Source organism: Paenibacillus silviterrae (genome assembly GCF_030167925.1).
GTDB lineage: Bacteria > Bacillota > Bacilli > Paenibacillales > NBRC-103111 > Paenibacillus_G > Paenibacillus_G silviterrae.
The window spans coordinates 1838054-1864000 of the sequence record NZ_JASKUT010000002.1 but is presented as its reverse complement, the minus strand read 5'-3'; the positions used below and the strand labels follow the sequence as shown (position 1 = coordinate 1864000).

The following is a 25947-nucleotide window of genomic DNA, read 5'->3' as shown; positions in this document are numbered from 1 at the left end:
ATAAAGTCTTTGATTTTAAGGGGGTGGGACGGATGAAATATTCTAAAGCAACGAACTACGCCCTCCACACGATGCTTTATTTGATGGCCTTCACGCCTGACAAACCGGTAGGCGTTCAACAGCTTGCCGATAGGCAGGATGTCTCGCCCACCTACCTATCGAAAATACTCACGAAGCTGGTAAAAGCGGGGCTCATTGAGTCGGCTTCAGGGGCGAACGGAGGCTACCGGCTGAGAGGCAGGAAAGAGGACATCTCTTTTCTGGACATCATTCATGCAGTGGAAGGCACGGCCTCGCTTTTCGAGTGCTGCGGCAGTGAAGATTCAAGGTGTATGATCCATCAGGTCATGGTGAAGGCTGAGGAAGCGATGGAGCGGCAACTGAAAAATACCAAATTGTTCGAGCTCGCGAAAGAGGTTACAGCTTTGAAGGAAACCTAGCTCACCGAGCTTGCAGCTCTATTGCATTGTCCATAGGTTGGGCAATGCTAAGCTGTGATTAATTATAGATATAAAATGTCTATAAAGTCTTTTGAATAACCAAGGAGAGGATTGAAAGGACATGAACTATGATTGTGCGATTGTCGGCGGCGGACCGGCGGGGTTAAATGCAGCGCTGGTGCTCGGCAGAGCGAGACGGAAGGTTGCGTTGTTTGATAATAGCGCGCCGAGGAATGGCGTAACACACGCCTCTCACGGATTCATTACACGAGATGGGATTCGGCCGGCGGAATTTCGTCGCATTGCTTACGAGGAAGTGCTAAAGTATCCTTCCGTCCGGCATTGGCCGTCCGAGGTCACAGATATTCGCAAGTCGGAGCTCGGATTTACTTTGCTGACCTCTTCAGGCGATCGCGTGCAGGCGCGCAAGCTGATTTTGGCCGCCGGACTCAAGGAGGTATTTCCCGAGATTGAGGGGCTTCGCGATTTTTACGGGAAAAGCTTGTTCAATTGTCCTTTCTGCGACGGTTGGGAGCTGCGTGATCAGCCGCTAGTGATCGTCTCGGACTCAACGGACGTGTTCCATAAGGCTAAGCTGCTGATAGGCTGGAGCCGGGACCTGGTCGTGTGCACGGGAGGCCGGGATACGCTGTCTGCAGAACAGCGGGAGCAGCTTGTATCCCGGGGCATCCGGATCGTGGATACTCCCGTAGCCGCGTTTTCCGGACGAAACGGTATGCTGGAGCGGGTGCATTTTACAGACGGTACGTTTATTGAAAGAAGCGGAGGCTTTGTCTCTCCGTCCTTCGTTCCGAATGCTAGGTTCGAGGAAGCCCTTGGCTATCAAACAACAAGCAACGGGGGAATTGTTACCGACGAGATGGGGAGGACGACGGTGCCGGACCTATTCGCAGCAGGGGATTCGGCTTATGTGATGCCTTCCCAATTGATATTCGCCGCATCCTCCGGCAGCAAAGCAGCAATGGCTGTTGTTGCGGATCTGACGGAAGAGGATTGGCAGGCGCTTTAAATTATGTAGCGGTCACCGAACCTTCGAACGATTAAGGAAGATCGATTCATGTCCATACTAGTAGAAGTACAATTTGTTATGGAGATGGGGAGTTGTTATGGGGGTTCGGCGGAGCCTTTTCATTTGTGCGGCAGTGATCAGTATCATTCTGGTTCTGACGGGGTGCAAAATAAAACAAGCGGAGCCTTCTACACCTGCAGGGCAGCCTCCGGCAACGGCCAATCCCGTATCCCCTGCCCCTCGGCCCGCCGACCCGACCGCTGAACTTGTCGCCGGCATGAGCTTGGCCCAAAAGATCGGCCAGATGGTGGTAGTCGGCCTGGATGGCACTGCCGTACAACCGGAAATTAGATCGTTGATTGAGGAACGACGCGTTGGGGGAATTATTTTGTATAGCAACAATGTCGTGTCTTCGAAGCAAATGTCCGAGCTGGTGAATGGACTGAAACAAACGAACCGTGATGCCGGGGGAAAGCTGCCGCTGCTGCTGAGTGCGGATCAGGAGGGGGGCCGCGTCTCCCGTTTGCCGAAGGAGATAACGGCATTTCCCGCTAGTAGGATCATTGGCGGTACGAATGATTCGAAGTACGCGTATCAAGTCGGTACCGCGCTTGGGGAAGCGATGAAGTCTGTTGGGCTGAATACGGACTATGCACCCGTGTTGGATGTCAATACGAATCCGAACAACCCGGTCATCGGCGAACGTGCGTTTGGAAATACAGCGAAAGCAGTGTCCGGTATGGGCGTGCAGGAAATGCTTGGGATCAAGTCCCAAGGCGTCATTCCCGTTGTGAAGCATTTTCCCGGTCATGGCGATACGTCGGTCGATTCTCATTACGGGCTGCCGGTGGTGGAGCACGATTTGCAGCGTCTGCGCAGCGTCGAATTCGTACCGTTCGCTTCGGCGATCAAGGAGGGGGCTCCGGTCGTGATGGTCGCTCATATTCTTATGACGAAGCTCGATCCGGACACGCCGGCTTCGATGTCTAGCTTCGTTATTCAAAATGTGCTCCGAGACGAGCTGAAATTTGACGGAGTTGTCATAACGGATGATATGACGATGGAGGCCATCGGAAAGACGATGGCGATCGGTCCCGCAGCAGTGAAAGCCGTGTCGGCCGGTGCGGATATCGTCCTTGTCGGGCATGACCCCGCGAAACAAAAGGCCGTGATTGAAGCCCTAACGGCGGCTGTGCAAAGCGGCCAAATTTCACAAAAAGAGATCGACGCCAGCGTATACCGAATTGCCAAGCTGAAGACAAGTTTTCAACTATCGGACGAACCGATCCCGCCCGCTAATGTGTCTGAGCTGAATCGGCATATTCAAGCCGCGTTACAGAGGTAGCGAAGCATTCTGAAGCCCGGTACCTAGTGTCCGGGCTCATGCTGCCGGCGTGAAGTATTCTTGGCCCGGCGCAGATAAAACAGTAGGAAGATGACAAGGAGCAGGATCAAGAGAACCCAGGAGTAACGATGTACCGTCATAGCGATATCCATGGCAAAGTGCAGTGCCACCCGCCCAAGCCAAAAAAAGAGCAGCGTCCAGACGAACCCCGTTGAATAAGAGGCGAGTGCGTAGCGGGCAAACGACATGTTGTTGCTGCCCGCCACGTACGGCATGACATGCCGAATGACCGGGAAAAAATAGCTGATCATGAGCGCCGCGCTTCCATACTTTTGCATCCATTGCTCGGAACGGTGGACGTACTTTTCAAATCGTTTCTTCTTCTTTAACCACTGAATCACGCGATTTCCGAATACTCTCCCGAGTACATATCCGAGAGAAAGACCTGAGATAACGCCTAAATATGTTATAACAAAGGCGGGAATGGGGAGCAGCAATCCGCGCAGCGTGACCGCTCCTCCTGTCATCACAATCACCTCGTCCGGTATCGGCATGCCGATAATCCCGAGCCATAACGCGAAGAATAAGGCAAAATACCCGTATTGTCCGATCAAGGAAATAAGAAAATCTTCATTCATGGGAGAGCCACCCTATTTTCGGTTATTTTTTTCGGCAGCTGTAAACGAAGGCGGGAGGCAGGTTCCATGGAACCAAGGAAATATTTTCAATTTCGAACCTTCGTTCCAGCGCTTTCTTCATTTGAAGCGAATATTGAAAGGCAATGAATTGTCCGTTGGGTCTAAGGGAGTCTTCGATTTCTACAAGCAGCTGCTCTCGAAAGCTCTCTGAAAAATTAAAGAAAGGCAGACCGCTGATGATGGCGTCGAGCGGCCCCATAGCATTAGCCTCCAATTCTTTCCCGATACGAAGTGCATCGGAGAAGCATACATGCTCCGGGTACTGCTGCTGAAGCTTTGCGCGTAAATAATCATCTTTTTCGAACAGAACCACTTGGGCTCCAGTCATATTGGAACTGCTGATATATTTCGTCACCGCACCGGTACCTGCCCCTAATTCGGCTATCAGCCGGGTCTCATCCCACGCAACCGCCGATACCATCGCGGAGGCCAAATATCTCGAGCTGGGAATAATGCTGCCGATTTGCTTGGGATAGCGCAAATATTTATAAAAAAACAACCAACTTTCCCGCAGAGTGCTTTCCGACATTGTAAGATTTCTCCTTTGTCTTCATAATAGTTGAGGCGACTCTTTTTCTATGATGGTTGCGACGATGTTTCGTTCTCTTTTTATTAGACGTTACTTGGGGAAATTCTCCTTCAAATTATGATGGGGATATTTTACTATTATGGAGGTATTAGTTGAAATGAAGGTCAAACGAATTGTTGCCAATATCAATACGAAGAATATCGAGGCAGCTACACGCTTTTACCATGACGTGCTTGGTCTTGAAATACTAATGGATCATGGTTGGTTTAGAACATACGGTTCCAGTGAGGAGATGAGCATTCAAGTTAGTTTTGCTTCACAGGGGGGCTCCGATACGACTACGCCGGATTTATCGATTGAAGTGGATGATGTCGATGTTGCGTTTGAACGAATGAAGCATGCCGGATTTTCCATAGAATATGGGCCTGTGGATGAGCCATGGGGCGTTCGGCGTTTCTATGTCCGTGATCCATTCGGTAAGCTTGTTAATATTCTAGCACACGATCATTGATATTTTAACTATATTTTGAGGGTTGGAGCTGCTTCACCGCGGCTCCTTTTTGTTTTATTTAACGACGCGCCAAACGATTAAATTTTATTAACAAGATCTTTGAACTTAAATAAGAGGAGAAATGTCGGGGTTTGTCGAAAATAGGAGATATTCTATTCTTCAAAATTTTTATTGAAAAGAGGTAATTAGGTGCATCACGAGCATGAATTGCATGGAACATACGATATGATGTTAGTGTTATTCTCATATGCTGTTGCTGTTATCGCCTCCTATACGGTTCTGGATTTAGTTGGAAGAATAAGCACATCCAAAGGCTATTATCGCTGGTTGTGGATCTTATTTGGTGCAGTTGCCATGGGTCTTGGCGTTTGGTCGATGCACTTTGTCGGAATGTTAGCCTTTTCCCTCAACGTTTCGGTTCCGTACGATTTAGCAATGGTCATCTATTCTGTTTTAGCTGTTATTGCGGCCTCATTCTGGGCTTTGTCCATCGTTGGACAAAATGTTTTGAAATTGCGTCAGTTGATTGGCGGAGGGCTGCTTCTGGCCACCGGTATTTCTCTGATGCATTATATCGGTATGGCAGCCATGCAAATTGGGATTACGTATAATCCCCTTTATGTCGTGCTTTCGGTACTGATTGCCGTTGCTGCCTCCATCATCGCTTTTTGGCTGGCTTTTTATTTCAAGCAGACGATCGGGCCAAGTCATATATGGATGAAACTTGGAAGCGGCCTTATTATGGGGGCGGCGGTTGCCGGAATGCATTATGTGGGTATGGTGGCAGCACATTTTCATTCAACTAGTACAATGATCTCACAGGATGGAATGGTGCTTGATCAAAGATTGTTAGCTTATTTGATTGCAGGCGGCACGGTTCTGACCTTAGGCTTATCCTTATTCGGCATTTATATTTCCAATCGGTTATCGCGGAAAGATTCAGAGATTGAGGAAAACGAGAAGTGGTATAAATCCTTATTTGAAAACAATCAGGACGCCATATTATCGATAGACGCAAATTATCGTATTATTGACTATAACGCAGCAGTGATGGAGCTAACCGGCTTACCCGGTGACGTATTCAGGAACCAGACAATAGAACAGGTTCTTCCTCTCATCGCTCCGGAAGAGCAGCAGCGTACTAGAGAAATGTTCTTACGCTCCTTGGAGGGTGAGGTACAGAACTACCAGACCGCTATTATACACAGGTACGGTCATCGGATTGAATTAAGCGTCAAGAATATTCCTGTCATTCGAGAGGGAGAAGTCGTTGGCAGCTATATTATTGCCAAAGACATTACCATGGAGAAGGAGGCTAAGGATAAGGTGCAATTCCTTGCCTTCCATGATGAGTTGACGGGGATGCCCAATCGCCGAATGTTCAATCAAGCACTCTCAATGGAAATAGAGAGCAAGGCGGAACGATTCTATGTCCTGGTTATGGATATCGATCGATTCAAAATGATTAATGATTCTCTTGGCCATACCTATGGCGATTTGTTTCTTAAAGAAATGTGCGCCCGCATTGAACATTGCATTCGGGGCTATAAAGTGACTTTAGCACGAATGGGTGGGGATGAGTTTACTTTGCTGTGCGATGGCAAGTACGAGAAACACGACATTGCACATTTAGCGGAGCGCGTGATAGATGCGATTGGCATTCCTTGTCGCCTGAAGGAAAATGATTATTATGTTACCGCAAGCATCGGGATTGCAGAGTACCCCGCAGACGGTGATGATGCGGAGCAGCTGCTTAAGAATGCAGATGCCGCCATGTATGAGGTGAAGAAAAACGGTAAGAACGGGTATCAGTTTTATGATGCGGCATTAAATACACAACTGCTGGAGAAAATTGAGCTGGAGGCGGATTTGCGACAAGCGATAAGCCGGGAGCAGCTGTTTCTTTTTTACCAGCCTCAAATACGTGCCAGTGACAGTCGCATGATTGGTATAGAGGCCTTAGTTCGATGGAGGCACCCGGTTAGAGGGGTTATATCGCCTGGGGTGTTCATTCCGATTGCTGAGGAAACAGGTATGATTTACGAACTGGGAACGTGGGTCCTCAAAGAGGCGTGCGAGCAAATGAAACAATGGCATAACGCTGGAGGACCGCTTATACCGATTTCTGTGAACTTGTCTTCCCAACAATTTCATCAGCCAAACTTAACGACATATATTAAAGAAATTCTTGACTCAACAGGCTTGGATCCTCAGTACCTTGAGCTGGAAATTACGGAAAGTATGATGATGGATGCTGCTGTTTCAACGAGTATTCTCAAGGAATTGACGGACTTTGGTATTCGAATCAGCTTGGATGACTTCGGAACGGGCTACAGCTCTTTAAGCTACCTTAAACTTCTTCCGATCAATAAGCTCAAAATCGATCGTTCTTTCATTCGCGATATCACCGTGAATCAGAACGATAAGGCCATTGTTGCGACGATCATTTCGATGGCTCAGCATTTGAAGATGGATGTGATCGCTGAAGGGATTGAAACAAAGGAACAGCTGGATATTCTAATGGATAATCAGTGCAAGGAGATTCAAGGCTATTATTACAGCCGTCCCTTGCCCGCGGGAGAGGTGGAAGAAGCTTTCTTCGCTCCAATGAGAATGAACAAGCCGTCCAGTTAACGTGCTGGATATGGAGTATAAAACTAGGGAGCAGACCGCCGCGGCAGCTGCTCCCTAGTTTATAACCCTTAGCTTCTCGGTGCCCATAACATAACGGACACACCTATAATGCAAATAGCGGCCCCGATCCAATCATACAAATCAGGTGTTTTTTTATCGACAACCCAGCCCCACAGCACAGCGAGAATCACAAACACGCCGCCGTATGCGGCATAGACTCGCCCGAACGATGGGAAGCTTTGCAGCGTTGGAATGATCCCGTATAAGATAAGAATGATACTGCCAACAATCCCATACCAAATGGGCTTAGATTCCCGCAGCCATAACCAAACCAAGTACCCTCCGCCAATTTCGGCAAGGCCGGCAAGCATAAATATGAATACAGCCATCAGCATAAAAATTCCCCTAACACGAGCCGGTATTTTCCTTTTCCAATCAATATGAGTTTACTTCGGTCCTTGCCGCGAGTTGGCTAATGCTAAGCCCGAAGATAAAATCACCCTGGACTTAAAGATAGCATTACAGTTTTATTCGAAGTATAACGTAATTTGGGAGAGGATGTAAATGATTAGGGGGGTCACCGGACTAAAGTGTCTTGCGCTGTGCGCCACCGCTGCGAGACCTGCTTAAAGTTGTAAGGGGATAGAGAACTCGCCCCCTTTTTGATATATAAAAATTAAGACCCACAGCCCGGTTGCTGTGGGTCTCTTTTTCGGGTTAGGCATGTACTGCGGTAGGCTTTGCACCGGTACCGGTTGCGCCGTCCTTCTTATGCGGCGTGAACAGCTTGCGCAGCATTGGCATCAGATAGTAGTCGAGTCCGAATCGTCCGGCGTTGGTGCCGGCCATGAACACAATGCCGCCGATGAGGATCAGCCAAGGGTTCGTGCTTACCGTACCGGCAAACATGAACATGAAGTTCATTAGGAGTCCGAAGAAGGCAGCTGCGGCAGTCAGACCGCCGAGAATCAATCCGAGACCGACCAAGAATTCCCCGAGCGGGATCATGAAGTTGATGATTTTTACGTTCGGCATTGCAAAGTTTTGGACGAACGCGGTAAAGGTCGGGTAGACCAGCTCGTTAGTGGCTTTATCGACAATTGGCTTGGCGACTGCATTTTTCAAAAACCCGCCGGCATCGAATCCGCCGGTCAATTTGTGCCATCCTGCAGTCAGCCATTGATATCCTAGATAGAACCGGACAAAGAGCAGAAGCCCTGCCGCGTATTTATTTTCTCTAAGCCATTTCGTCATCATGACAATCATCTCCTAAGTTTAGGTAGTGAAAATCACAATACTGTTGCGATTTCTATCTTCCTTACACTTTTACTTTATCATGGTCTAAGCTGGTTTGATGTGATTAACCTCACAAGCTGAAATAATTAGGAAATACGGTTGTGAGTCGCTTTTACATCCTGCATATTTCTTTCGGACAGTTTTCGCAGCGGCAAACGTCTCGCAGATAAGCTAAGTCCTTAATGACAACATGTCCGTCCTCATACCCGATGATGTCATCTTTCTTCAGATCGCTCAGCATGCGGTTGACGCTTTCTCTTGTGGCGCCGATCATATCTGCCATTTCCGTATTATTAATTTTGAGCTCGATGAAAATTTCGTTCTTGCGATGCACCCCGTAGGAGTTGGTTAAACGAATCAGCAGCGAGCAAAGAGCACCGGTTTTTCCGAACATCATCAAATCGCGGAATTTGGTCTGCGTCAGGCGGTGCATCAGCCCCATCCACTTCATGAACTCTACCGCCAGATCCCCGTGCTGCCACAGCAGAATCTCGAGGTCTTTACGCTGAATGACACCGATTTTGCTGTCTTTCATCGCTTCCGCGCTAAACGTGTGAACGGAATCCTTGAATGGATCCATTTGTCCAATCAAGTCGCCTGCTAAATGTAAATACATCGTAAGGCTCTTCCCGCTGTCGGTTGTTTTCGTGGTCCTAACCGGTCCGTTCATGATAAAGTAAAGCTTATCCGCCTGGTCACCTTCCCAGAAAAGGTAGGAACCCTTCTCAATCTCTTTCATGTACATGATGCTCTTAAGCTTTTCGAAGCTTTCCGCCGAGATGATATCCAAAATTCCGTTCAATTGCTGTGCCGCTGCTGCCATCGCCGTTTCCCTCTCAGGTGATTTCGTTACACTAATCATATAACGGATGTGATCTTTCTCACATCGGGGCATCACCTGATTTTTGAGGGGGGAGAATCCCTATTCCGGTGTGAGGAAAATCACACGTATCAGTGGAGATTCCCTTAGCGGGTGATCAGGGATTTCCCCTATACTATTTTATCGGCGGACGATAATTCTAGAGGGAGGAACGGCTACGGAACTTTCCAACCTTTGGAAGCGTATATAGGTTATATTGGGGGGGGGAATCCCTTGCCATGCAATTACGATAAATAGTCCTGAGGTGGTTACATTGGAACTCATAACGCAGCAAAATGTAAGGAGTAAATCACCTGAGGTGAGATATGAAACAATTTGAAGGTAAGGTAGCGGAAAACCCCATGACTGACTTCTTAGCGGGAATTGAATGGCATGAAACAACTCCAATTTTGAATAACCTGATTACTTCAGGGGCCGAACTAACGCTTAGCCCACTATCGCCGGGGCTTGAGGCGGATGTAGTTAAGATCACGCAGGGGGAGAAGCATTTTGTTCTGAAGGTGTGGAACAAACGCTCGAAACCCAACGTCCTGCACCAATATCGCCTATTGGAAGCTCTTAGCCGTCAGGGAATCCGCGTATCCGAGCCGATCGGCTATGGGCGCACCGAAACTGGGGACGGTGTGCTGCTGACTCGTTATCACGGCACTACAGTTACGAAGGTGAGTCCAGGCATTTTTAAGAAAATTGCCGCCGTTTTAGCCGACATTCACCGGCTGCCTCCAGATGGTTTGGAAGGTAGGGAGCTAGCTAGGTATGATTTTGTCGGGTATTTTTTCTCGGGGATCGAGGAGTTTCCGGCAATGGAAAAGGAACTGATCCGTCTTGTCGCTTCCGCTGATATGAAAATGGACCGGGTTATTCATGGCGATTTCAATTTAGGCAATATTCTAGAAGAGAATGGACAATACACGGTGATCGACTGGACGAACGGGCAACTGGGGGATCCTAGGTATGATCTATCATGGGCTTGTCTGCTTCTGCGTATCTATATGAGCGAGAGCAAAAGCCTTACGTTTTTGTACAAATATCAAGAGGAAATGCCTGTAGCGACGGGAGAGTTGGAGATTTTTGAAGCGCTTGCCTGCCTGAGGTGGCTGCTGCTCGACCGAATCGCTGGAGTGCCCAAACACGCCGATACGATGAGAAAGGTTAGAAAAATCGTCAGGGAAAATCGATTTTTAAATGAGAGTGTGCTGCTGGAGGGCAGCTCCCGTTCGAAACGTATATGACTGGGAACGATAGCGCTATACACACGGAGTAGTTCGTCGAGCGACAACTGCTCCCTGTTTCATTTAACGGGAGTTATGCTCATTTAGGGGGGAGTAGATTTGAAAGGACATTACTTGAAAATGAGCTTATTCTTGGGGATTCTTCTCTTTAATGCGTGCAGCAATGTGGAAAAAGTTGAACATATCGAGGTATTTGTTGCAGAAACATTAGAACAAAACAATGAAGGTAAGTTTGATGCGACTGGTTACAAGAAAGTAAATTCATTAACGATTTTAATTGATATCTTATAAGCAGTGGAGATCCAATATAGACTGTTCAAATTTCCTGCATCGATTCTCTCATTCGATTCTTGTTGATGAGCACAACGATGACGGCCAATAGGCTGAGTAGTGCACAAAGGGTGAACATGCCTGAGTATGTAATCTTTTGGGCTACAATGCCCATGATAAGCCCTCCTGATGAAAATCCCAAATCATAGGTTGATATAAAAAGGCCCATAAAGACAGCTCGGTTACGGGACGATAAAACAAAGGACAAATAGGTAACCATTGTTGGATACAGTAAAGCTATAGCTAGCCCGTTACATACTGCTGATACATACACAAACGCCCCAGCCGATTGAAGCATGGCGAGGAGCTGGGAACCGGCGGCCGCGGAAAGTAAAAGTCCCGCGATTAATCCCGTATTCCAGCTTCCGTCGGACGGAATATGCTTGCGCAAGGTATATCGGCAGACCACTACAACAAGACCCTGCAGCATGAGATAATAGCCCGCATGACCTACGCCGGCCTTCTCCATATACAGCGGCAAAAAAGTTGAAATAGCGCCAAAAACACAAGAAGCAAACAGCATTACGACGGAGCAAACTAGTAATACCTGATTTTTCCATAGCTGCGTGAAAGATCGGAGCATCTCCAGAAATGTATAGGACCCTTCACCCAAAGGTGAAGCGGGCAATGGAGCAAAATATCCGGTCAGCCAAGTCATGATGCTCAGGGCAATCATGATCCCGATGAACAAAGAAGGCTCTCCAGAATTCCAAATCAATAAAGCCATCATAGGACCAAACAGCTGTGGAATCATTGTAGATAGTGTATATATCGACATCCCCTGTGCGCGGTCTTGCGCTGAAAGCGTCTCTACAATCCCCATCTGCATTAACATGGAGAAGAATGCGGTGACGGCTCCTTGCAGGGCCCGAAGCCATAGATAATTATCAATGCTGGATATGGAGTACAGTAGTAAGCAACTACCGTGAACGATCAAGAGTAAGCGCATGATAGCGAGCGCTCCGTATCGACTAAGCATTTGCCCCGCCCATGGCCGAAAAATCATACAAGTCAGCATGTAGGCGCCCATCATCAGGCCGATTTCGCCTTGCTCCATGCCTCGGGAATCACTTTGAAGTGGAAGAATCACGGTAAGTAAAGAATTGGCGGAGAAGAATAAGACAGCGAGGAGGTATAGCCTCATTTGTCCACTTGAAAAAGGACCTTGAGCAACCATTCGTAGTGTTCTCCTTTCCATGTGATTTCGGTCGTTACAATGATGATGGCCAAAGATAAATAAACCGTGGAAACCTTATTGATGAAATATAGCACGAGAAAGCATGGAGAGCAACGAAATCAGGCCTATTAGTAACCAAAGGGTACCGCATGGAAGATAAATACATTGACACTCTCGGGTTTTATAAAGTATTATCCTATTGTAATTGATAATCATTATCAACGGAATAATGAGAGGGGTCTCTTGTATATGTTCGCAACAAAGAGAAAAGGCCTGCTTTTGAGCATGTCCTTACTTATGGCCTTGTCTGCCGCGATAGTAGGCTGTTCTACACAGAATCCAAATACCGCGCCTAACGCAGCAACAGAAACTGCTAATGCCAAAACGGTAACGATGTCTTGGCCGAGGGACGTTGGACCGATGAATCCGCATTTGTATAACCCATCTCAGTTGTTTGCTCAATCGATGATCTTTGAACCGCTCGTCACGTATAAGGATGGGAAGATTGAGCCTCATTTGGCAGAGTCATGGACCCTTTCGCCGGATGGTAAGGAATATACGTTCAAACTTCGGAGCAATGTTAAATTCTCTGATGGAACCGCCTTTACGGCAGCGACTGTGAAGAAGAACTTTGATGCGGTTATGAATAATATGAAGCTACATACGTGGTTGGGTGTTATAACGGTGCTTGAGAAAACGGAAGCGATCGATGACACCACGTTTAAACTAACGCTTAAAGAGCCGTACTATCCGACCTTGTACGATCTAGCCGTTGTTCGTCCTGTACGTATTCTTGCCGAATCGGGCTTCCCTGAAGATGGTGACACATCGAAAGGCGTAAAGAATCCGATCGGAACCGGACCATGGGTTCTCAGTGAGTACAAGAAAGATGAGTCTGCGGTGTTTACTCCCAATCAGAACTACTGGGGAGACAAGCCCAAAGTTGACAAGGTTGTCATTAAAGTAATCCCTGATGCGGAAACACGTGTACTTGCTTTTGAAAAAGGCGATTTGGATCTAATTTTTGGTGAAGGTCTAATAAGCTTCGATGCATATAAACAGCTTGAAAAATCAGGTAAATACGTAACAAAGCTATCTGAACCGGTTGGCACAAGAAACCTGGTGCTTAATACGATGAACGAGAAGCTAGCAGATCTGCGGGTTCGTCAGGCGCTTCACCTTGGCTTTAACAAGAAGGCGATGGTTGAGGGTGTGACTATGGGTATGGAGGAAAAGGCTGACAATATTTTGCCCAAAAACCTTCCATATTCCAATATTGACGTAAAGCCGGTTGAGTACAATGTAGAAAAAGCCAAGGCATTATTAGAAGAAGCAGGTTGGAAGCTGCCCGCTGGAAAAACGGTTCGGGAAAAAGACGGTAAGGCGCTTGAGCTTGAATTGCTTTATGACAAAGCGGACTTAACTCAAAAATCAATGGCCGAAACGTTGCAAGCAGAATGGTCAGCTATCGGTGTTAAACTGAAGATTACTGGTGTGGAATTAACAGTTTATATTCAGCGTAGAAAAGCCAACGAATTTGATATGAATTTTTATTCGAATTTCGGGGCTCCATATGACCCGCATTCCTTCATGACCGCAGTTGTCCAGAAGGGCTATGGAGTTTCAGATGCACTGGTAGCCTTACCTATGAAGGCTGAGATTGACCGGAAAATTAATGAAGGAATGAAAACAACGGATGAGAAAGCCCGAACAGAGTTATTTAGTTCCGTTCTCACTACACTGCAGGAGCAATCATCCATCCTTCCGATCTCTTATATCAAGAAGATAGCTGTTCATCAAAAAAGCGTAAGCGCCTTTCATTTCCCTTCTAATCGTGATGAACATCCGTTTGACGGGATTGATACGAAGAAGTAAAGTCGCAGGAGGCAATACATGGGCATATTTATCGGGAAACGAATTCTTTCCATTATACCAATTGTTCTATTTGCCTCGTTTCTCATGTTTGTCATGATAAAATTAGGACCTGTGGACCCGGCCGAAGCGTATTTGGCCGCGGCCCACATTCACCCTGATGATGAAGTGTTGGCTCAAAAAAGACATGATTTTGGATTGGACAAGCCCTTCATCGTTCAATATGCTCAATCAGTGATTAAGATGTGCCGACTCGATTTCGGCATGTCTTATATTACTAATGAGCCCGTTTGGCAGGAAGTAGCGCAGAAAATACCGGCAACGGTTCAGCTTGCCCTCAGCAGTATTATTCTCACCATGCTTGTAAGTGTGCCAATTGGCTTGCTATCTGCGATTTATAAAAATAGTGCTATTGATTATATGAGTAGGGTGCTTTCGTATATTGGTGCTTGTATTCCAATTTTTTGGCTGGGGTACTTATTGGTGTTTTTCTTTTCGGTAAAACTCGATTGGCTCCCCGTAGAGGGTCGAGGGACTTGGCAGCATCTTGTGCTCCCGTCGGTAACGCTGGCGCTGTGGCTAATCGCGATTTATACTCGCTTGCTTCGAACGACGGTATTAGAGGAATTACAGGAGTCCTACGTTCGCTATGCCAGAGCGAGAGGGATTAAAGAGAGAATGATCATGCTCAAATACGTGCTTAGAATTGCAATTGCACCTTTGATCACAGGTTTGGGTATGAATATGGGAATTTTGTTAACGGGAGCAATTGTCGTAGAGCAGGTGTTCTCGTGGCCTGGGGTTGGTCGCTATTTTGTTGAATCCATTATGAACCGAGATATTCCGGTGATCCAATGCTACGTATTGCTTTCCGTCTGCGTTGTTGTTGGATGTAACCTGATTGTAGATCTGCTCCAATTGTACATGGATCCCCGGATTTTACGTAAAGGGAGAGCTGACCAGTGATTGGCAGATTACACAGAGGTATCAAAAGCTCGAAGACAATCTTCATATGCACAATCATTATCGTCTTTTTCTTTCTAATTAGTGCGTTAGCTCCATGGATTTCACCCCATGACCCGATTCAGGTGAATTTAGCGATCAAGCTTCAAACACCCTCGTGGGAATATCCGTTAGGGACGGACCAGTTAGGTAGGTGTAATCTATCTAGACTCCTGCACGGTGCGCGTGTTTCGTTAGGATTTGCTTCTTTAATTTTCATCTCTTCCCTTACGATCGGCTTATTTGTCGGGACCGTTGCCGGTTATAGTGGAGGGTGGCTAGATGCAGTACTGATGCGGTTTTGTGAAGGCGTGATGGCTTTCCCAAGTCTTGTATTGGTACTAGGTCTTGTTGGCATATTCGGTCCCGGTTTGCCGCAATTGGTGATGGCTTTGATGATGGTGCAATGGGTGTATTATGCGCGTATGTTTCGTAATATGGTGGTCAGTTTAAAGGGACGGAACTTTATTACGGCAGCACGGGTAAGCGGCTCCTCTCAGTGGCAAATCATTAGAAGGCACATGATTCCTAACATTTTGCCTCCCATTGTAGTCATAGGCACGCTCGAAATGGGATGGGCAATTATGAACATCTCTGCCATGTCATTCCTTGGTATAGGGATTCAGCCGCCAACTCCAGAATGGGGTGCGATGGTAAATGAAGGGAAGCAATTCATACGAAATCATCCGCAGCTCATGCTCTATCCTGGAATGCTGATCGTTATTGTTGTGGCGACTTTTAATATTTTGGGCGAAGCTTTATCAGAGCGATTTGGTGTAAAACGAGGCTCCTAATAGAAGGAATGAGCAAAGTGGCAGATGTATTGCAGGTAAAAGGACTGAAAGTGACAGTAAAGACGGGGCAGGGAAATTTATCGCTTGTACATGGCATTGATTTTGGGCTTAAGCCGGGGCGTGTACTTGGTCTTGTAGGGGAGAGCGGCAGCGGCAAAACCGTTACTTCGTTATCTCTTATGCAGATGCTGGATCGAAAAACGACCGACATCGAAGGGAGTATCCGTTTAAATACACTTGAGCTGAACGGACTTAAGGACAGTGAAATGCGGCGGATAAGAGGGAAAGAGATTGCTCTTATTATGCAGAATCCGATGAATGCATTCTCACCTGTGTACACAATTGGTACTCAATTCTTAGATACGATTCGCACCCACACCGACCTGAGCAAAAAGCAAGCAACAGAATTGGCTGTCAGTGCGATGACGGACGTAAATTTACCCATGCCCTCAGAGCTATTGGGAAAGTACCCGTTCGAGTTGAGCGGAGGCATGCTTCAGCGGGTGATGATCGCATTGAGCGTGTGCTTGAAACCATTGGTTATTATTGCTGATGAGCCTACTACTGCGCTGGATGTGACGAATCAGCTGCAGGTGCTTCGACTATTGGATCGAGTGCGGCAGGAGCATGGGACATCAATTTTATTGATATCTCACGATTTAGGAGTCATTGCAGAATTGGCTGATGATGTAGCTGTCATGCAGCATGGCCGGATTGTTGAGCAGGCTGATGTATTTGAACTGTTTGATAACCCTAAGCATACGTACACAAAATCATTGCTTGCCGCCAGACCCATGCTTCAAATTAGCCCGCAGATGGCAGGCTGCATATGGTCATGATTCAGGAATAGAGGTGGGTAAAATGACATTGCTTCAAGTGAACGAGGTAACTCATGCTTACTCTTCTTCTACTTTTTTCAGGCGTACCAAAGGGAACGCGAACGTTCTGAACAACGTTTCGCTTCGTATCAAGGAAGGGACGTGTCTGGGACTTCTGGGAGCGAGTGGAGCGGGAAAAAGCACTCTAGGGAGGGTCATTCTAGGCTTGGAAAAACCGAAGAAGGGTCAAGTGCTTTTTCAAGGGCATGATCTGTACACGTTGGATGCGAAAACCCGCAAACAGCTGCGTCGAAACCTGCAGGTTGTTTTTCAAGATTGTTATTCCTCGGTTAATCCTAGGATGACAGCCGAACAAATCATTGGTGAGCCCCTGGACAATTACGAGACCTTGTCGGTTCAGGAGCAAAAGCGTGCTGTCGGAGAACTGCTGGAGCGCGTCGGGTTAAGCTCCTTGGATATGGGTAAATATCCGCATCAATTCAGCGGGGGCCAACTGCAGCGAATTAATATAGCAAGGGCGATTGCTCTAAAGCCGAAGATGATCGTATTGGATGAGGCGGTAAGCAGCCTGGATATGGTAAATCAAACGAATATTTTACACCTGCTTAATGATCTGAGGTCAACATTTGGTTTGTCCTATTTGTTTATTACCCATGATATTAAAGCGGCTTACACGATATCGGATGCGCTCGCTGTCATGGAGAAAGGACAGGTGGCTGAGTACTGTGAGGAGAAACAGCAGTTTCTGCTATCGTCACACCCCGCTGTGAAGGGCTTATTGGGGTCGATGCTTTCGGAGCATCCGCGTTATCGCTCAAAAGAGCGTCTATATTCAAGAGAATGATTGTGCGTCATGACTCAACGGGCCAAATCCTGGACTCGCCCCCCTTTTTGATATATAAAAATTAAGACCCACAGCCATTGCTGCGGGTCTCTTTTTCGGGTTAGGCATGTGCTGCGGTAGGCTTCGTACCGGTTGCACCGTCCTTCTTATGCGGCGTGAACAGCTTGCGCAGCATCGGCATCAGATAGTAGTCGAGTCCGAATCGTCCGGCGTTGGTGCCCGCCATGAACACAATGCCGCCGATGAGGATCAGCCAAGGGTTCGTGCTTACCGTACCGGCAAACATGAACATGAAGTAAAAGGTCGGGTAGACCAGCTCGTTAGTGGCTTTATCGACAATTGGCTTGGCGACTGAGGAAATGCCTGTAGCGACGGGAGAGTTGGAGATTTTTGAAGCGCTTGCCTGCCTGAGGTGGCTGCTGCTCGACCGAATCGCTGGAGTGCCCAAACAAGCCGATACGATGAGAAAGGTTAGAAACATCGTCAGGGAAAATCGATTTTTAAATGATTTACAATCGAACGTATATTCGTTATATTTTTATTTGGATACTGCTTCCATTGATTCGGACTATCTAAAGAACCCAAAAACATATTTGTCAAATGAATTGTAATTTGGAAAGGGCGACCCCGATGAAAGTGAACGATAATCGTAAGCTTTATAGATCCGTCTACCATTTGAAGCCGGGTGTTATTAAGGAAGTGGAAGTACCGTCGTTGCAATTTATAGTTCAAGAAGGTAAGGGAAAGCTGAACTCATTAGGGCAGCCTGAAGAAGAGCATTGGGTAGTATGGAAGACGGTAAATCAGCTCAAAAGAATCACGAAGGAAAGAAGCGGGTATCAATTCAAGCTCATGCCGCACGAAATTGTATGGCACGAAAACATTGGCGAGGATGAGTGGTCATATACTCAAATGATGCAGGTGCCGGATGTTATCACATTCGAGATGTATGATGAAGCAAGTGCATGTGTACAGACGAGATACCGTGATGAAATTGTCCCTGCAACGAATTTTGTCACCTATAAACAAGGTTTGTGCATTCAAAAGCTCCATGTCGGGCATTATCGTGAGTCTATGAAAACCGTCGAGGAACTGAAAAATTACGCTGAAAGCCACGGATATAAAGTTTCGGGCGGCAGACGCGAGGTGTATCTAAACCAGCCGGGTTGCAACCCGGAGCATAGATGGGAAACTATTGTTAGACTACAAGTCGGAGAATAAGTAAGTGAAAAAATATAAAGCTAATAGGTCAAGTTTAATCTAACGAAGAACGATAGTTGAACTGATCCACGGAGCAGATTGCCGCGGCAGCTGCTCTTTCTGTTATTAAGCGGGAAGGATAACAAAGAGCATGGTCAAATATTGGAAGCATATTTCTAAAATTGAAATGGGGTATTTCAATGGAAAGCCTGATAGTAGAACCCTACAATCCAAAAAGTGATAAAGCTGCAATCAGTGCCATGTTGTGTGGAAAAGAACAATTTGATGAAATGTTTCAAGTGAGTGATACAAAGTATCCAAAAGATATATTGGTTGCCCGATACAACGGATTAACCGTAGGGTTTCTTTCATTTATTGGTTTTAAGAGAGCAACAGATACGACGATCTTTGTCCGTGACGAATACAGAAGAATGGGCATTGGCACCGAACTTATGAAAAGAGCGAATCGATTGCTTTCTCAAAATGAGGCAGTTGAGCGTTCGAGAGGGGTATGCACGGATGGAGACAGTTCTTCCCTGCAATTTTTATATAAAAACGGATTTTATATCAGTTATTCGTCTTTCATCATGGAACGGGACGATGAAAGTCTTCCCGAAGGTAGCATTTATGTAAGGCAATATGAAGATGATGATTATCTTATATGTCATAAAATAAGTGAAATAGCTTTTTTCAGAATGCACGAACAAGTGGGTATGCCCTTTCGGGGGAATCGGCTGTGGTCAATAATAACAATGAGCAAATACCTGAAGATACCCATAAACGGAGAGGGACTGTTCCTCTTAGTCGAGAGGCCATCGTAGGACTGGCATTACATGTTGCGGATACGGAAGGGATCGATGCGGTGAGTAACGGATTGGCGGGAACAGGTTAGAGGGTTACTTTATGCTCTACGTCAAGTGTTGCTCATACATCCTTCTGGCAGATACTTGCTATCCAGACGGTCTCTGCCTTCGACAAATAGACTTAAAATTTTCGAGGCCTCCCTTGGCATTCTTCGTAATGCTGGATTCGGGCCTCAAGAAGCATTTTTAATCTTTGAACACCTATTGAGTCAAGTCATATCGTTGATTGTGACGGGAGATGGTTATATACAAGGGTCAGAAGAAGAACGCCAAGTGTGGGGGGCTAAACTATTGGAGTTCTATGGAAGCCTTCCGCAGAAAGAATATCCTTGGCTTGTAGAAGCAGCCCCGAATATTGCTGCATGCGTCGATAATGATCGTCACTTTCAGTTCGGTGCAGACCTCATACTGGCTGGAGTAGAGGCAATGGCGGCCTCTATTAACGTTAGCGAATAACCGGGGAGCAGACCGCCGCGGCCACTGATCCCTGGTGTCGTTGAAATAACGGGAGATTAACGTAATAATGATGGGGCAATTTACTATCAATCCACAATATGCACGACAAGACGATCCAATCCAGCCGAGCAAGCAATCTTCACACCGTCGATATAAACGGCCAAGCCTGCGCCCTTGTTGTATTGTCGGCCGAATTTATCATAAATGATAGTGATGTTCTTACCACGATAGTATAAACGGTCTAAACAAAAATACTCCCATGTTCCTTCAGGGATAAGTGGATTAACCTCAAAGCTACCATCATACCTCGCGCGGAACCCGATGAGACCGGTTATGATCAGGTCGTTAAATGTGGAATGGTTGTAATCCTTACCCCGTTCGCGGCCGCCCTTTCTTTCAGGCCAATTCCACTCCTCAAGTATCCGTCTGGACATCCACTCCCCTGTATAGGGATCAATGTTTTCGTCTAACCAGGATACCCGCTTGCCATCAGCTTTTGTGCGGTAATGACAATGCGCGTAAGCGCTCAATAGGTTCCAATAATCTTCTTTATTGATAACTTGCTGTTCGTAATCGTTCAATACGTTGGCCAACGCCGTCAGCGTCTGGGATGTGGCGAATGGCCAAGATGGTCCATTCCACAAGCATTCGTGCTCATAGGAGAACATGAATCGGGCATGGCGCTGCTCCGCAGTTGTTGGCCCGAATGGAGCATAGAAACCGGACGGATCCATTAGCTGTGTCCATGCTTGTTCATAACCAACGTCGGGAAGGTGGAAAGCCCAAGGGATATATCCAAGCTGTTCGCGTACGTTGTGAGCGGGATCCATCTTTTGAAATTCCCATTGTTCTACAGTTTCTTCAGCAGTCTTCAATGGGATGACCTTGAAAAACTGCGCCTCATCGTCCCACAAATGTTCTTGGACAAGTTGTTTTAACCGATTCGCTTTTTCCTTAAACCTTCTTTCCGTTTCGAAGTCGCCAGCCAGGTGTGCAATATTGGTAATCGCTACTGCATCGGCGTACATATAGGTATTCAGAGTTGGTCTTAGCCCTGGGCCGCTGATGGAAATTTCCATCGCGTCACGATCGTCATTAGACCAGAATAACCCACTTGGGTTCTGATGCTTTTTTTCCCATTCCGTGTAGTTGGCGACCATATCCGGTAGCAGATCAATGGCAAGCTGGAAGTCACCGTCTACTTTGCAATAATTCCACACGGCATCTGCTATCCAACAACTATAGGAGCGGAGGCTTCCGTTTCTTTGGAACCAAAACAGAATATAGTCCTTGAGGAAGTCCTGACGGTTTCGCAACCAGCGGCCTTCATTTAAATGATGCCCGACAGCGCAGTTGATCGTGTTATGCTTGCCCGCCCATGGGACGGATGGATGAAACTCCGTGATCACGAATCCGTCAGGGGTTTGCTTAATATGTTTACGGTAAACCCACCAGCGAAAATAGTAAGTCTCCTCCAGACAACTGTCAGGACAATGGAATAGAGGAATCTGATCACGAATCCATTCCCAGGCTGACGCATTATCAACATGCTGGATTACAGATTCTTCGTCATGCTTGTTAAAGGTTGCGAAGTATTTTTTAAAATCGTCTGGATTTAACAACATTTTACGATCAACCTTTCTGATTATTTTGTAAGCGAATAAAACATCAAAATCTATGGTGCTACAAGATGTCAAGACAGTTTTTTTGATATAGTTAAGGTGTGAATTGGTTCACAATGTTCTTTGGGAACCAAAGAACATTGATCATCCCCTACTGGTATTAATGAAATAAATTACCAATTAATCGCGTACCACAGTGGTTGTGGGTGTAGCCCAAGCGAAGGCGCGGGAGAAGGTTTTCTTCCCTTGTTATTCACTTGTGGATTCAAGCACAACGTCACGGTTATAGACAGCTACGGGCGTATGGTTTTTCAGTGACTGATGCGGTAAGTAGTGGTTATGAATATGTATGTAGCGTTCAATCCCTCGCCTTGTTTCTCGAGGTGTCTCATAATCATTGAGATATACCTCGTTGTACTTCAGGCTACGCCAGAAGCGCTCGATGACAATATTATCGGTAGCACGCCCCTTGCCGTCCATGCTGATACGGACCTCATTACCTTTAAGCAACTCAATATACTTGGGACTCGTAAAATGGCTTCCTTGGTCACTGTTGACAATTCCGGGCTTCCGCCGCTTGAGTGCACGTTCCATGGTGTCAAGAACGAAGCCGATCTCTAAGCTCTGATCCAGCTGCCAGTCCACAAGATAGCGGGAGAACCAATCCATTACTGCATAGAGGTACATCCAACCTTGTCTCATGCGAATATACGTGATATCTACACTCCAGACCTGATCAGGTTCCGTAATCTGTAACCCCCGAAGCAGATAAGGATAAGTCCGATGCTGCAGGTCGCGTTTGCTCAGATTGGGACCTGGATGTATTGCCATGATCCCCATTTCACGCATGTAGCGCCTTACTGTATTCCCGTGAATGAAATCCTGACCACGATTCATAATGGCCGCGATCTTACGATAGCCCATGAAGGGATATTGCGTGTAAAGCTCGTCAATCCGGTGTTTGAGGCGAATCTCCTCCGGAGAGGGAGGAACCGGTTTGTAATACAAACTGGAGCGATTTAGGCTCAGGAGATCAGCCTGAACGAGGATAGAGTGCTCAGAGCCCTCCCATTCTAGCAGATCCAAACGTTCCTCGCGGGAAAGATTAGAGGCCAGATTTTTTTTTGAGCCACGACAATTGTGTGGTTAGCTTTCCCACCTCGGCGTAGAGTTCATCGATCTGTTGCTCGTATTCTTTTTTCATCTTAGTGATGCCCTTACGGTCATCCACGAAGAGCTGGGACAAGTTCTGGACGGCTTCGGACTTCCATCGGTTCAGCACATTAGCGTGAATACCGTGTTCAGAAGCGAGCTGAGCGACGGACTTTTCCTCTCTCAAAATTTCCAGTACGATTCGAGCTTTTTCTTCGGGTGTGAACTTCCTTCTGGTGGATGCCATACAACTAAGATACTCCTTTTTTACTGTCTAGTTTCTGTGTAGCATTATAATCTGAGCCTTCGAAAATGTATTATACTTTTTTAAATAAATATAAAATACGATTAAATTAAACCGAAATATTATAAAATCTCACACTAACCAAACAGATACCGAGATTCGAGAAAGGTAGGGGATAAGGTTTAAGGTTACTTTTTGATCGATGTGGTGGTTAGTGTATTATGGATAATAGAATGAGTGCTTCAATAGGTATTTTATTATATAAAAACATAGGAGGATGAAATGGCCTGGAGCAAATTGAAGCAACAACTGGAGAGCTTTCTCTGTCCTGCGTTAAATGGAAGGGTCGAATACCTTTCAACCAGCTACCGCTATTTACCAGATAAAGCAGGACTATGTTATATTGCTGTAGATAAAAAGAAAGTGCTCAATATGAGTGATACCTTAATCAAATGGTATCAGACGGAGATGGAAATTAAGAATGATTCAGATATCCAGATTCCTATCAACAATGAAGAAATTGAAGCGGTCAGAAAAGATACCAAAGGGACTGTTCCTGAGGAACGTTTAATAGTAATCGCAAGAAGCAGAAAAATATCAGAATATGCAAAAGAGCTTTTGTCAGCACAGACATCATTAAGTAAATCAAATTTTATCGATGTAGCTAATAGATTTTTATCCACTTCTATTGAGGAAAGCTTAGAGAGTAATGACATCTTGTTGAATATTCTAGCTTTGGTTGACAGACGAGTTGGAAAAAAAAGAATTTTAAACATGGCCGAGAAGATGAAGTTAAAGCATCCAATTGTACAGTATTTTTTTGAACTGCGGCTTAGTACGTTATGAAAGTAAATAACTCATTCACCTGAAGATTAGCGCATTAATAACTATTTATAGGGGTCGATTAATGAATAGCCCAATTAATATTCGTCCAATGACAGCCACAGATATAGAACTAATATATCGGGTTTTTACTGAACATAAAATTCGAAAACCTTTGGATTATATCATTAGATGCTGGGATCAAAACGTAATAGGCGAAAGAATAACCTTACTTGCTTTTTTTCAAGAACAGTTTGCGGGAAGTTTACATCTCCTTACTACATCTCACTATCCATATTTCGTCGAGAACGGTATTCCGGAAATAAACGATTTTAATGTTATACCCCCGCTTCGGAAACATGGGATCGGTAATTGTTTAATGGATGCTATCGAGAAAATCGCATTCGAGAACTATAAAACAGTGGGGATTGGGGTTGGCCTCTATAAAAGCTATGGCAGTGCACAACGTTTATATGCAAAAAGAGGCTATATACCGGATGGTAGAGGGGTAATGTATCAAGAACAACCCGTCACACCTGGTGATACAGTTCGTGTCGATGATGATTTAATAATATATCTCACTAAAAGTAAACCGTAACCCTTAAAGTAACGGCTAACTATAGTTGAACCTAACCAGGGAGCAGTTGTAACGGCAACCCCAATATAGATACCTTTCCTTGCCGATCCTTCGGCTGGGGAAGGTATTTCTTATTGTACAAGACACCGTTCAATAAAAATAATAGAAGATGTCGGGATGTGGGAATTCCTGCCCTCGATGTAGAGGTAACCTCATTATAAAGTGACATGTTGTCTGCTATGCTTATTCCTGCAATTCTTTCTACCCACCTTGCCCGCCTGGGTGTTCACAAGCTTTAATAACGCTGATGTAATTATTTTTTTAGATACTGACTATTCCAAACGAAAATATAGAATAGTTAAAAGATTTATCTTGCAGATAGTAAAAATTGAGAAATCTAACTATATGCCATCATTTCAAATATTTAAGAACATGTTTATCTGGAATGATAATTTTGAGAATAAAATTAAGCCAAAATTGTTAGAGAAGTTCAGACTTTATTCCAATTCCATAACGCTAAAGGATAACACTGAAACTATTAACTATTTCAATTAAAGGTAGTACAATAACAAATGTAGGCGAATTAATAAATCTATTGCCTAATGGCACGGTATCAAACAAACAGTTTGAAGAAAGAGTTGGGAAATTGTAATAATAAGCTAAGAATGGAAAAATACAAATACTTATAGCCGTTGACGACCAAAGCGGAACATATATTGGTTATTCGATTTCAACTATCTCTAAAGAAAATGAAGGGGAACTGGATTCTTTATTTTTACTTGAACAATATAGAAGCCAGGGAATTGGCGATATGCTTAATGAATAAGTCTATGGGGTGGTTTGATGAAAATGGAGTAAATAACATTCGAATCTTAGTAAGTTATTTGAATGGAGATGCTGTGAAATTTTATAAGAAATTTAAATTCGAACCAATCAGTTTAATACTAAAAAGGCAATAGTTTGTTGAAGTAACGGAGGATAGTTGAATAACTATTAGCACGCGGCAGCCGGCTTTTATCGGAAGCTGCGTTAACGAATTAAACGATTAACCAATAATAGGAAAATGGGGCTGGTTGATTTTCTCTTTTTTGTATAATTAATTCCTATATCATATGGTGCCATATTAACTGGAACAGCAAAAAATAAACTTCCGACAATAATATTAGAATCGGGAATGGGCGGGAGTGCTTTGGGTTGGGCGTTAGTTCAACCAGAGTTATCTAAATACACAAGGGTCCTTTCTTATGACCGAGCAGGATTTGGTTGGAGCACTGAAACGATCGAAAAGCCAACATGTAAAGCATATGTTCAGGATCTCAGGGACTTACTTACTCGGGTAAAATTAGATCCCCCCTATATTCTTGTTGGACACTCATATGGCGGGATGATAATGAGGCTGTTTGCTTCGGAATATCCGGAGGAAGTTGTGGGGATTGTCTTAGTGGATTCGACACACGAGAAAAGATATGTAGGATCTTCACTCAATCAAAGAAGAAATGAGGAACTACTACGGCAACAAAATAGACTGAGACTTGGCTATTTATATCCCCGATAGGAT

Annotated in this window: 27 protein-coding genes and 1 pseudogene; 19 read left to right on the top strand and 9 right to left on the bottom strand. The window is 45.5% G+C overall.

Annotated features, from left to right (window positions below):
• The first annotated feature begins 32 nt into the window (after nt 1-32).
• From QMO62_RS31120 to nagZ, 3 genes are all read left to right on the top strand, one after another.
• Nucleotides 33-440 (top strand): Rrf2 family transcriptional regulator, encoded by a 408-nt coding sequence (locus QMO62_RS31120; protein ID WP_284646344.1) that lies wholly within the window; start codon nt 33-35, stop codon nt 438-440.
• A gap of 121 nt (nt 441-561) precedes the next feature.
• Nucleotides 562-1470: an NAD(P)/FAD-dependent oxidoreductase gene (locus QMO62_RS31115; protein WP_284646343.1), complete on the top strand. Its 909-nt coding sequence runs from the start codon at nt 562-564 to the stop codon at nt 1468-1470.
• A 133-nt stretch (nt 1471-1603) separates the two neighbouring features.
• Nucleotides 1604-2815 (top strand): beta-N-acetylhexosaminidase, encoded by a 1212-nt coding sequence (gene nagZ, locus QMO62_RS31110; protein WP_284646342.1) that lies wholly within the window; start codon nt 1604-1606, stop codon nt 2813-2815.
• Between the two features lie 23 nt (nt 2816-2838).
• Here the strand turns inward: nagZ and QMO62_RS31105 are convergent, their stop codons facing one another.
• Both QMO62_RS31105 and QMO62_RS31100 read right to left on the bottom strand, forming a co-directional pair.
• The gene (locus tag QMO62_RS31105) at nt 2839-3453 is read right to left on the bottom strand and encodes a DedA family protein (protein ID WP_284646341.1); all 615 of its coding nucleotides are present in this window, start codon (nt 3451-3453) and stop codon (nt 2839-2841) included.
• Nucleotides 3454-3475: 22 nt separating this feature from the next.
• On the bottom strand, nt 3476-4042 hold the full coding sequence (locus tag QMO62_RS31100) for a class I SAM-dependent methyltransferase (protein WP_284646340.1): 567 nt from the start codon (nt 4040-4042) through the stop codon (nt 3476-3478).
• 157 nt (nt 4043-4199) lie between these two features.
• On the opposite strand from QMO62_RS31100, the gene QMO62_RS31095 reads away from it, so the two are divergent.
• Together QMO62_RS31095 and QMO62_RS31090 are read left to right on the top strand one after the other, a co-directional pair.
• Entirely contained in the window at nt 4200-4553 is a 354-nt protein-coding gene (locus tag QMO62_RS31095) for a VOC family protein (RefSeq protein ID WP_284646339.1), read from the top strand.
• Between the two features lie 189 nt (nt 4554-4742).
• On the top strand, nt 4743-7187 hold the full coding sequence (locus QMO62_RS31090) for an EAL domain-containing protein (protein WP_284646338.1): 2445 nt from the start codon (nt 4743-4745) through the stop codon (nt 7185-7187).
• A gap of 68 nt (nt 7188-7255) precedes the next feature.
• Here the strand turns inward: QMO62_RS31090 and QMO62_RS31085 are convergent, their stop codons facing one another.
• The 3 genes from QMO62_RS31085 to QMO62_RS31075 all read right to left on the bottom strand — a co-directional run bounded on the left by QMO62_RS31085 (nt 7256) and on the right by QMO62_RS31075 (nt 9306).
• Nucleotides 7256-7582, bottom strand: coding sequence for a YnfA family protein (locus QMO62_RS31085; protein WP_284646337.1), 327 nt, complete (start codon nt 7580-7582; stop codon nt 7256-7258).
• A 322-nt stretch (nt 7583-7904) separates the two neighbouring features.
• Nucleotides 7905-8444, bottom strand: a complete 540-nt coding sequence (locus QMO62_RS31080; protein WP_284646336.1) for a DoxX family membrane protein — start codon at nt 8442-8444, stop codon at nt 7905-7907.
• Between the two features lie 151 nt (nt 8445-8595).
• On the bottom strand, nt 8596-9306 hold the full coding sequence (locus QMO62_RS31075; RefSeq protein ID WP_284646744.1) for a Crp/Fnr family transcriptional regulator: 711 nt from the start codon (nt 9304-9306) through the stop codon (nt 8596-8598).
• A 362-nt stretch (nt 9307-9668) separates the two neighbouring features.
• Here QMO62_RS31075 and QMO62_RS31070 point away from each other — a divergent pair, with 362 nt between their 5' ends.
• Together QMO62_RS31070 and QMO62_RS31065 are read left to right on the top strand one after the other, a co-directional pair.
• Complete coding sequence (locus QMO62_RS31070; protein ID WP_284646335.1) at nt 9669-10595, top strand: phosphotransferase family protein; 927 nt, start codon at nt 9669-9671, stop codon at nt 10593-10595.
• Between the two features lie 99 nt (nt 10596-10694).
• Complete coding sequence (locus QMO62_RS31065) at nt 10695-10886, top strand: hypothetical protein (protein ID WP_284646334.1); 192 nt, start codon at nt 10695-10697, stop codon at nt 10884-10886.
• A gap of 25 nt (nt 10887-10911) precedes the next feature.
• Here the strand turns inward: QMO62_RS31065 and cntE are convergent, their stop codons facing one another.
• The gene (gene cntE, locus QMO62_RS31060) at nt 10912-12102 is read right to left on the bottom strand and encodes a staphylopine family metallophore export MFS transporter CntE (protein ID WP_284646332.1); all 1191 of its coding nucleotides are present in this window, start codon (nt 12100-12102) and stop codon (nt 10912-10914) included.
• 249 nt (nt 12103-12351) lie between these two features.
• On the opposite strand from cntE, the gene nikA reads away from it, so the two are divergent.
• The 5 genes from nikA to nikE are packed head-to-tail and all read left to right on the top strand — an operon-like array spanning nt 12352 to nt 17453.
• Nucleotides 12352-13977, top strand: coding sequence for a nickel ABC transporter substrate-binding protein (gene nikA / locus QMO62_RS31055; protein WP_284646331.1), 1626 nt, complete (start codon nt 12352-12354; stop codon nt 13975-13977).
• A gap of 18 nt (nt 13978-13995) precedes the next feature.
• Nucleotides 13996-14940 (top strand): nickel ABC transporter permease subunit NikB, encoded by a 945-nt coding sequence (gene nikB, locus QMO62_RS31050; protein WP_284646330.1) that lies wholly within the window; start codon nt 13996-13998, stop codon nt 14938-14940.
• Entirely contained in the window at nt 14937-15770 is an 834-nt protein-coding gene (gene nikC, locus QMO62_RS31045) for a nickel ABC transporter permease subunit NikC (protein ID WP_284646328.1), read from the top strand. Before nikB ends, nikC begins: the two co-directional genes overlap by 4 nt.
• Nucleotides 15771-15778: 8 nt before the next feature.
• On the top strand, nt 15779-16609 hold the full coding sequence (locus tag QMO62_RS31040) for an ABC transporter ATP-binding protein (RefSeq protein ID WP_284646326.1): 831 nt from the start codon (nt 15779-15781) through the stop codon (nt 16607-16609).
• Between the two features lie 22 nt (nt 16610-16631).
• Nucleotides 16632-17453, top strand: a complete 822-nt coding sequence (gene nikE / locus QMO62_RS31035) for a nickel import ATP-binding protein NikE (protein WP_284646325.1) — start codon at nt 16632-16634, stop codon at nt 17451-17453.
• 100 nt (nt 17454-17553) lie between these two features.
• Here nikE and QMO62_RS31030 read toward each other — a convergent pair whose 3' ends face one another.
• Nucleotides 17554-17934, bottom strand: coding sequence for a hypothetical protein (locus tag QMO62_RS31030; protein WP_284646324.1), 381 nt, complete (start codon nt 17932-17934; stop codon nt 17554-17556).
• 149 nt (nt 17935-18083) lie between these two features.
• Between QMO62_RS31030 and QMO62_RS31025 the strand changes: the two genes are divergently transcribed.
• The 3 genes and pseudogenes from QMO62_RS31025 to QMO62_RS33490 form a co-directional block, all read left to right on the top strand.
• Nucleotides 18084-18674, top strand: a complete 591-nt coding sequence (locus tag QMO62_RS31025; RefSeq protein ID WP_284646323.1) for a GyrI-like domain-containing protein — start codon at nt 18084-18086, stop codon at nt 18672-18674.
• A gap of 179 nt (nt 18675-18853) precedes the next feature.
• Nucleotides 18854-19474, top strand: coding sequence for a GNAT family N-acetyltransferase (locus tag QMO62_RS31020; RefSeq protein WP_284646322.1), 621 nt, complete (start codon nt 18854-18856; stop codon nt 19472-19474).
• Between the two features lie 63 nt (nt 19475-19537).
• Nucleotides 19538-19972: pseudogene (locus tag QMO62_RS33490) on the top strand (TetR/AcrR family transcriptional regulator C-terminal domain-containing protein); the annotation flags it as partial.
• 86 nt (nt 19973-20058) lie between these two features.
• Here QMO62_RS33490 and QMO62_RS31015 read toward each other — a convergent pair.
• On the bottom strand, nt 20059-21597 hold the full coding sequence (locus QMO62_RS31015) for an MGH1-like glycoside hydrolase domain-containing protein (protein WP_284646321.1): 1539 nt from the start codon (nt 21595-21597) through the stop codon (nt 20059-20061).
• Between the two features lie 246 nt (nt 21598-21843).
• Nucleotides 21844-22993 (bottom strand): IS3 family transposase gene (locus QMO62_RS31010; protein ID WP_284646320.1). Its coding sequence is split into 2 segments (ribosomal slippage): nt 21844-22720 and nt 22719-22993, totalling 1152 coding nucleotides; the frame shifts between segments, so codons are not numbered across the junction.
• 279 nt (nt 22994-23272) lie between these two features.
• On the opposite strand from QMO62_RS31010, the gene QMO62_RS31005 reads away from it, so the two are divergent.
• From QMO62_RS31005 to QMO62_RS33480, 4 genes are all read left to right on the top strand, one after another.
• On the top strand, nt 23273-23836 hold the full coding sequence (locus QMO62_RS31005) for an SF0329 family protein (protein WP_284646319.1): 564 nt from the start codon (nt 23273-23275) through the stop codon (nt 23834-23836).
• Nucleotides 23837-23897: 61 nt separating this feature from the next.
• On the top strand, nt 23898-24410 hold the full coding sequence (locus QMO62_RS31000; RefSeq protein WP_284646318.1) for a GNAT family N-acetyltransferase: 513 nt from the start codon (nt 23898-23900) through the stop codon (nt 24408-24410).
• Between the two features lie 652 nt (nt 24411-25062).
• Nucleotides 25063-25215, top strand: coding sequence for a GNAT family N-acetyltransferase (locus QMO62_RS33485; protein ID WP_369699122.1), 153 nt, complete (start codon nt 25063-25065; stop codon nt 25213-25215).
• 273 nt (nt 25216-25488) lie between these two features.
• On the top strand, nt 25489-25944 hold the full coding sequence (locus QMO62_RS33480) for an alpha/beta fold hydrolase (protein ID WP_369699121.1): 456 nt from the start codon (nt 25489-25491) through the stop codon (nt 25942-25944).
• Nucleotides 25945-25947: the final 3 nt, after the last annotated feature.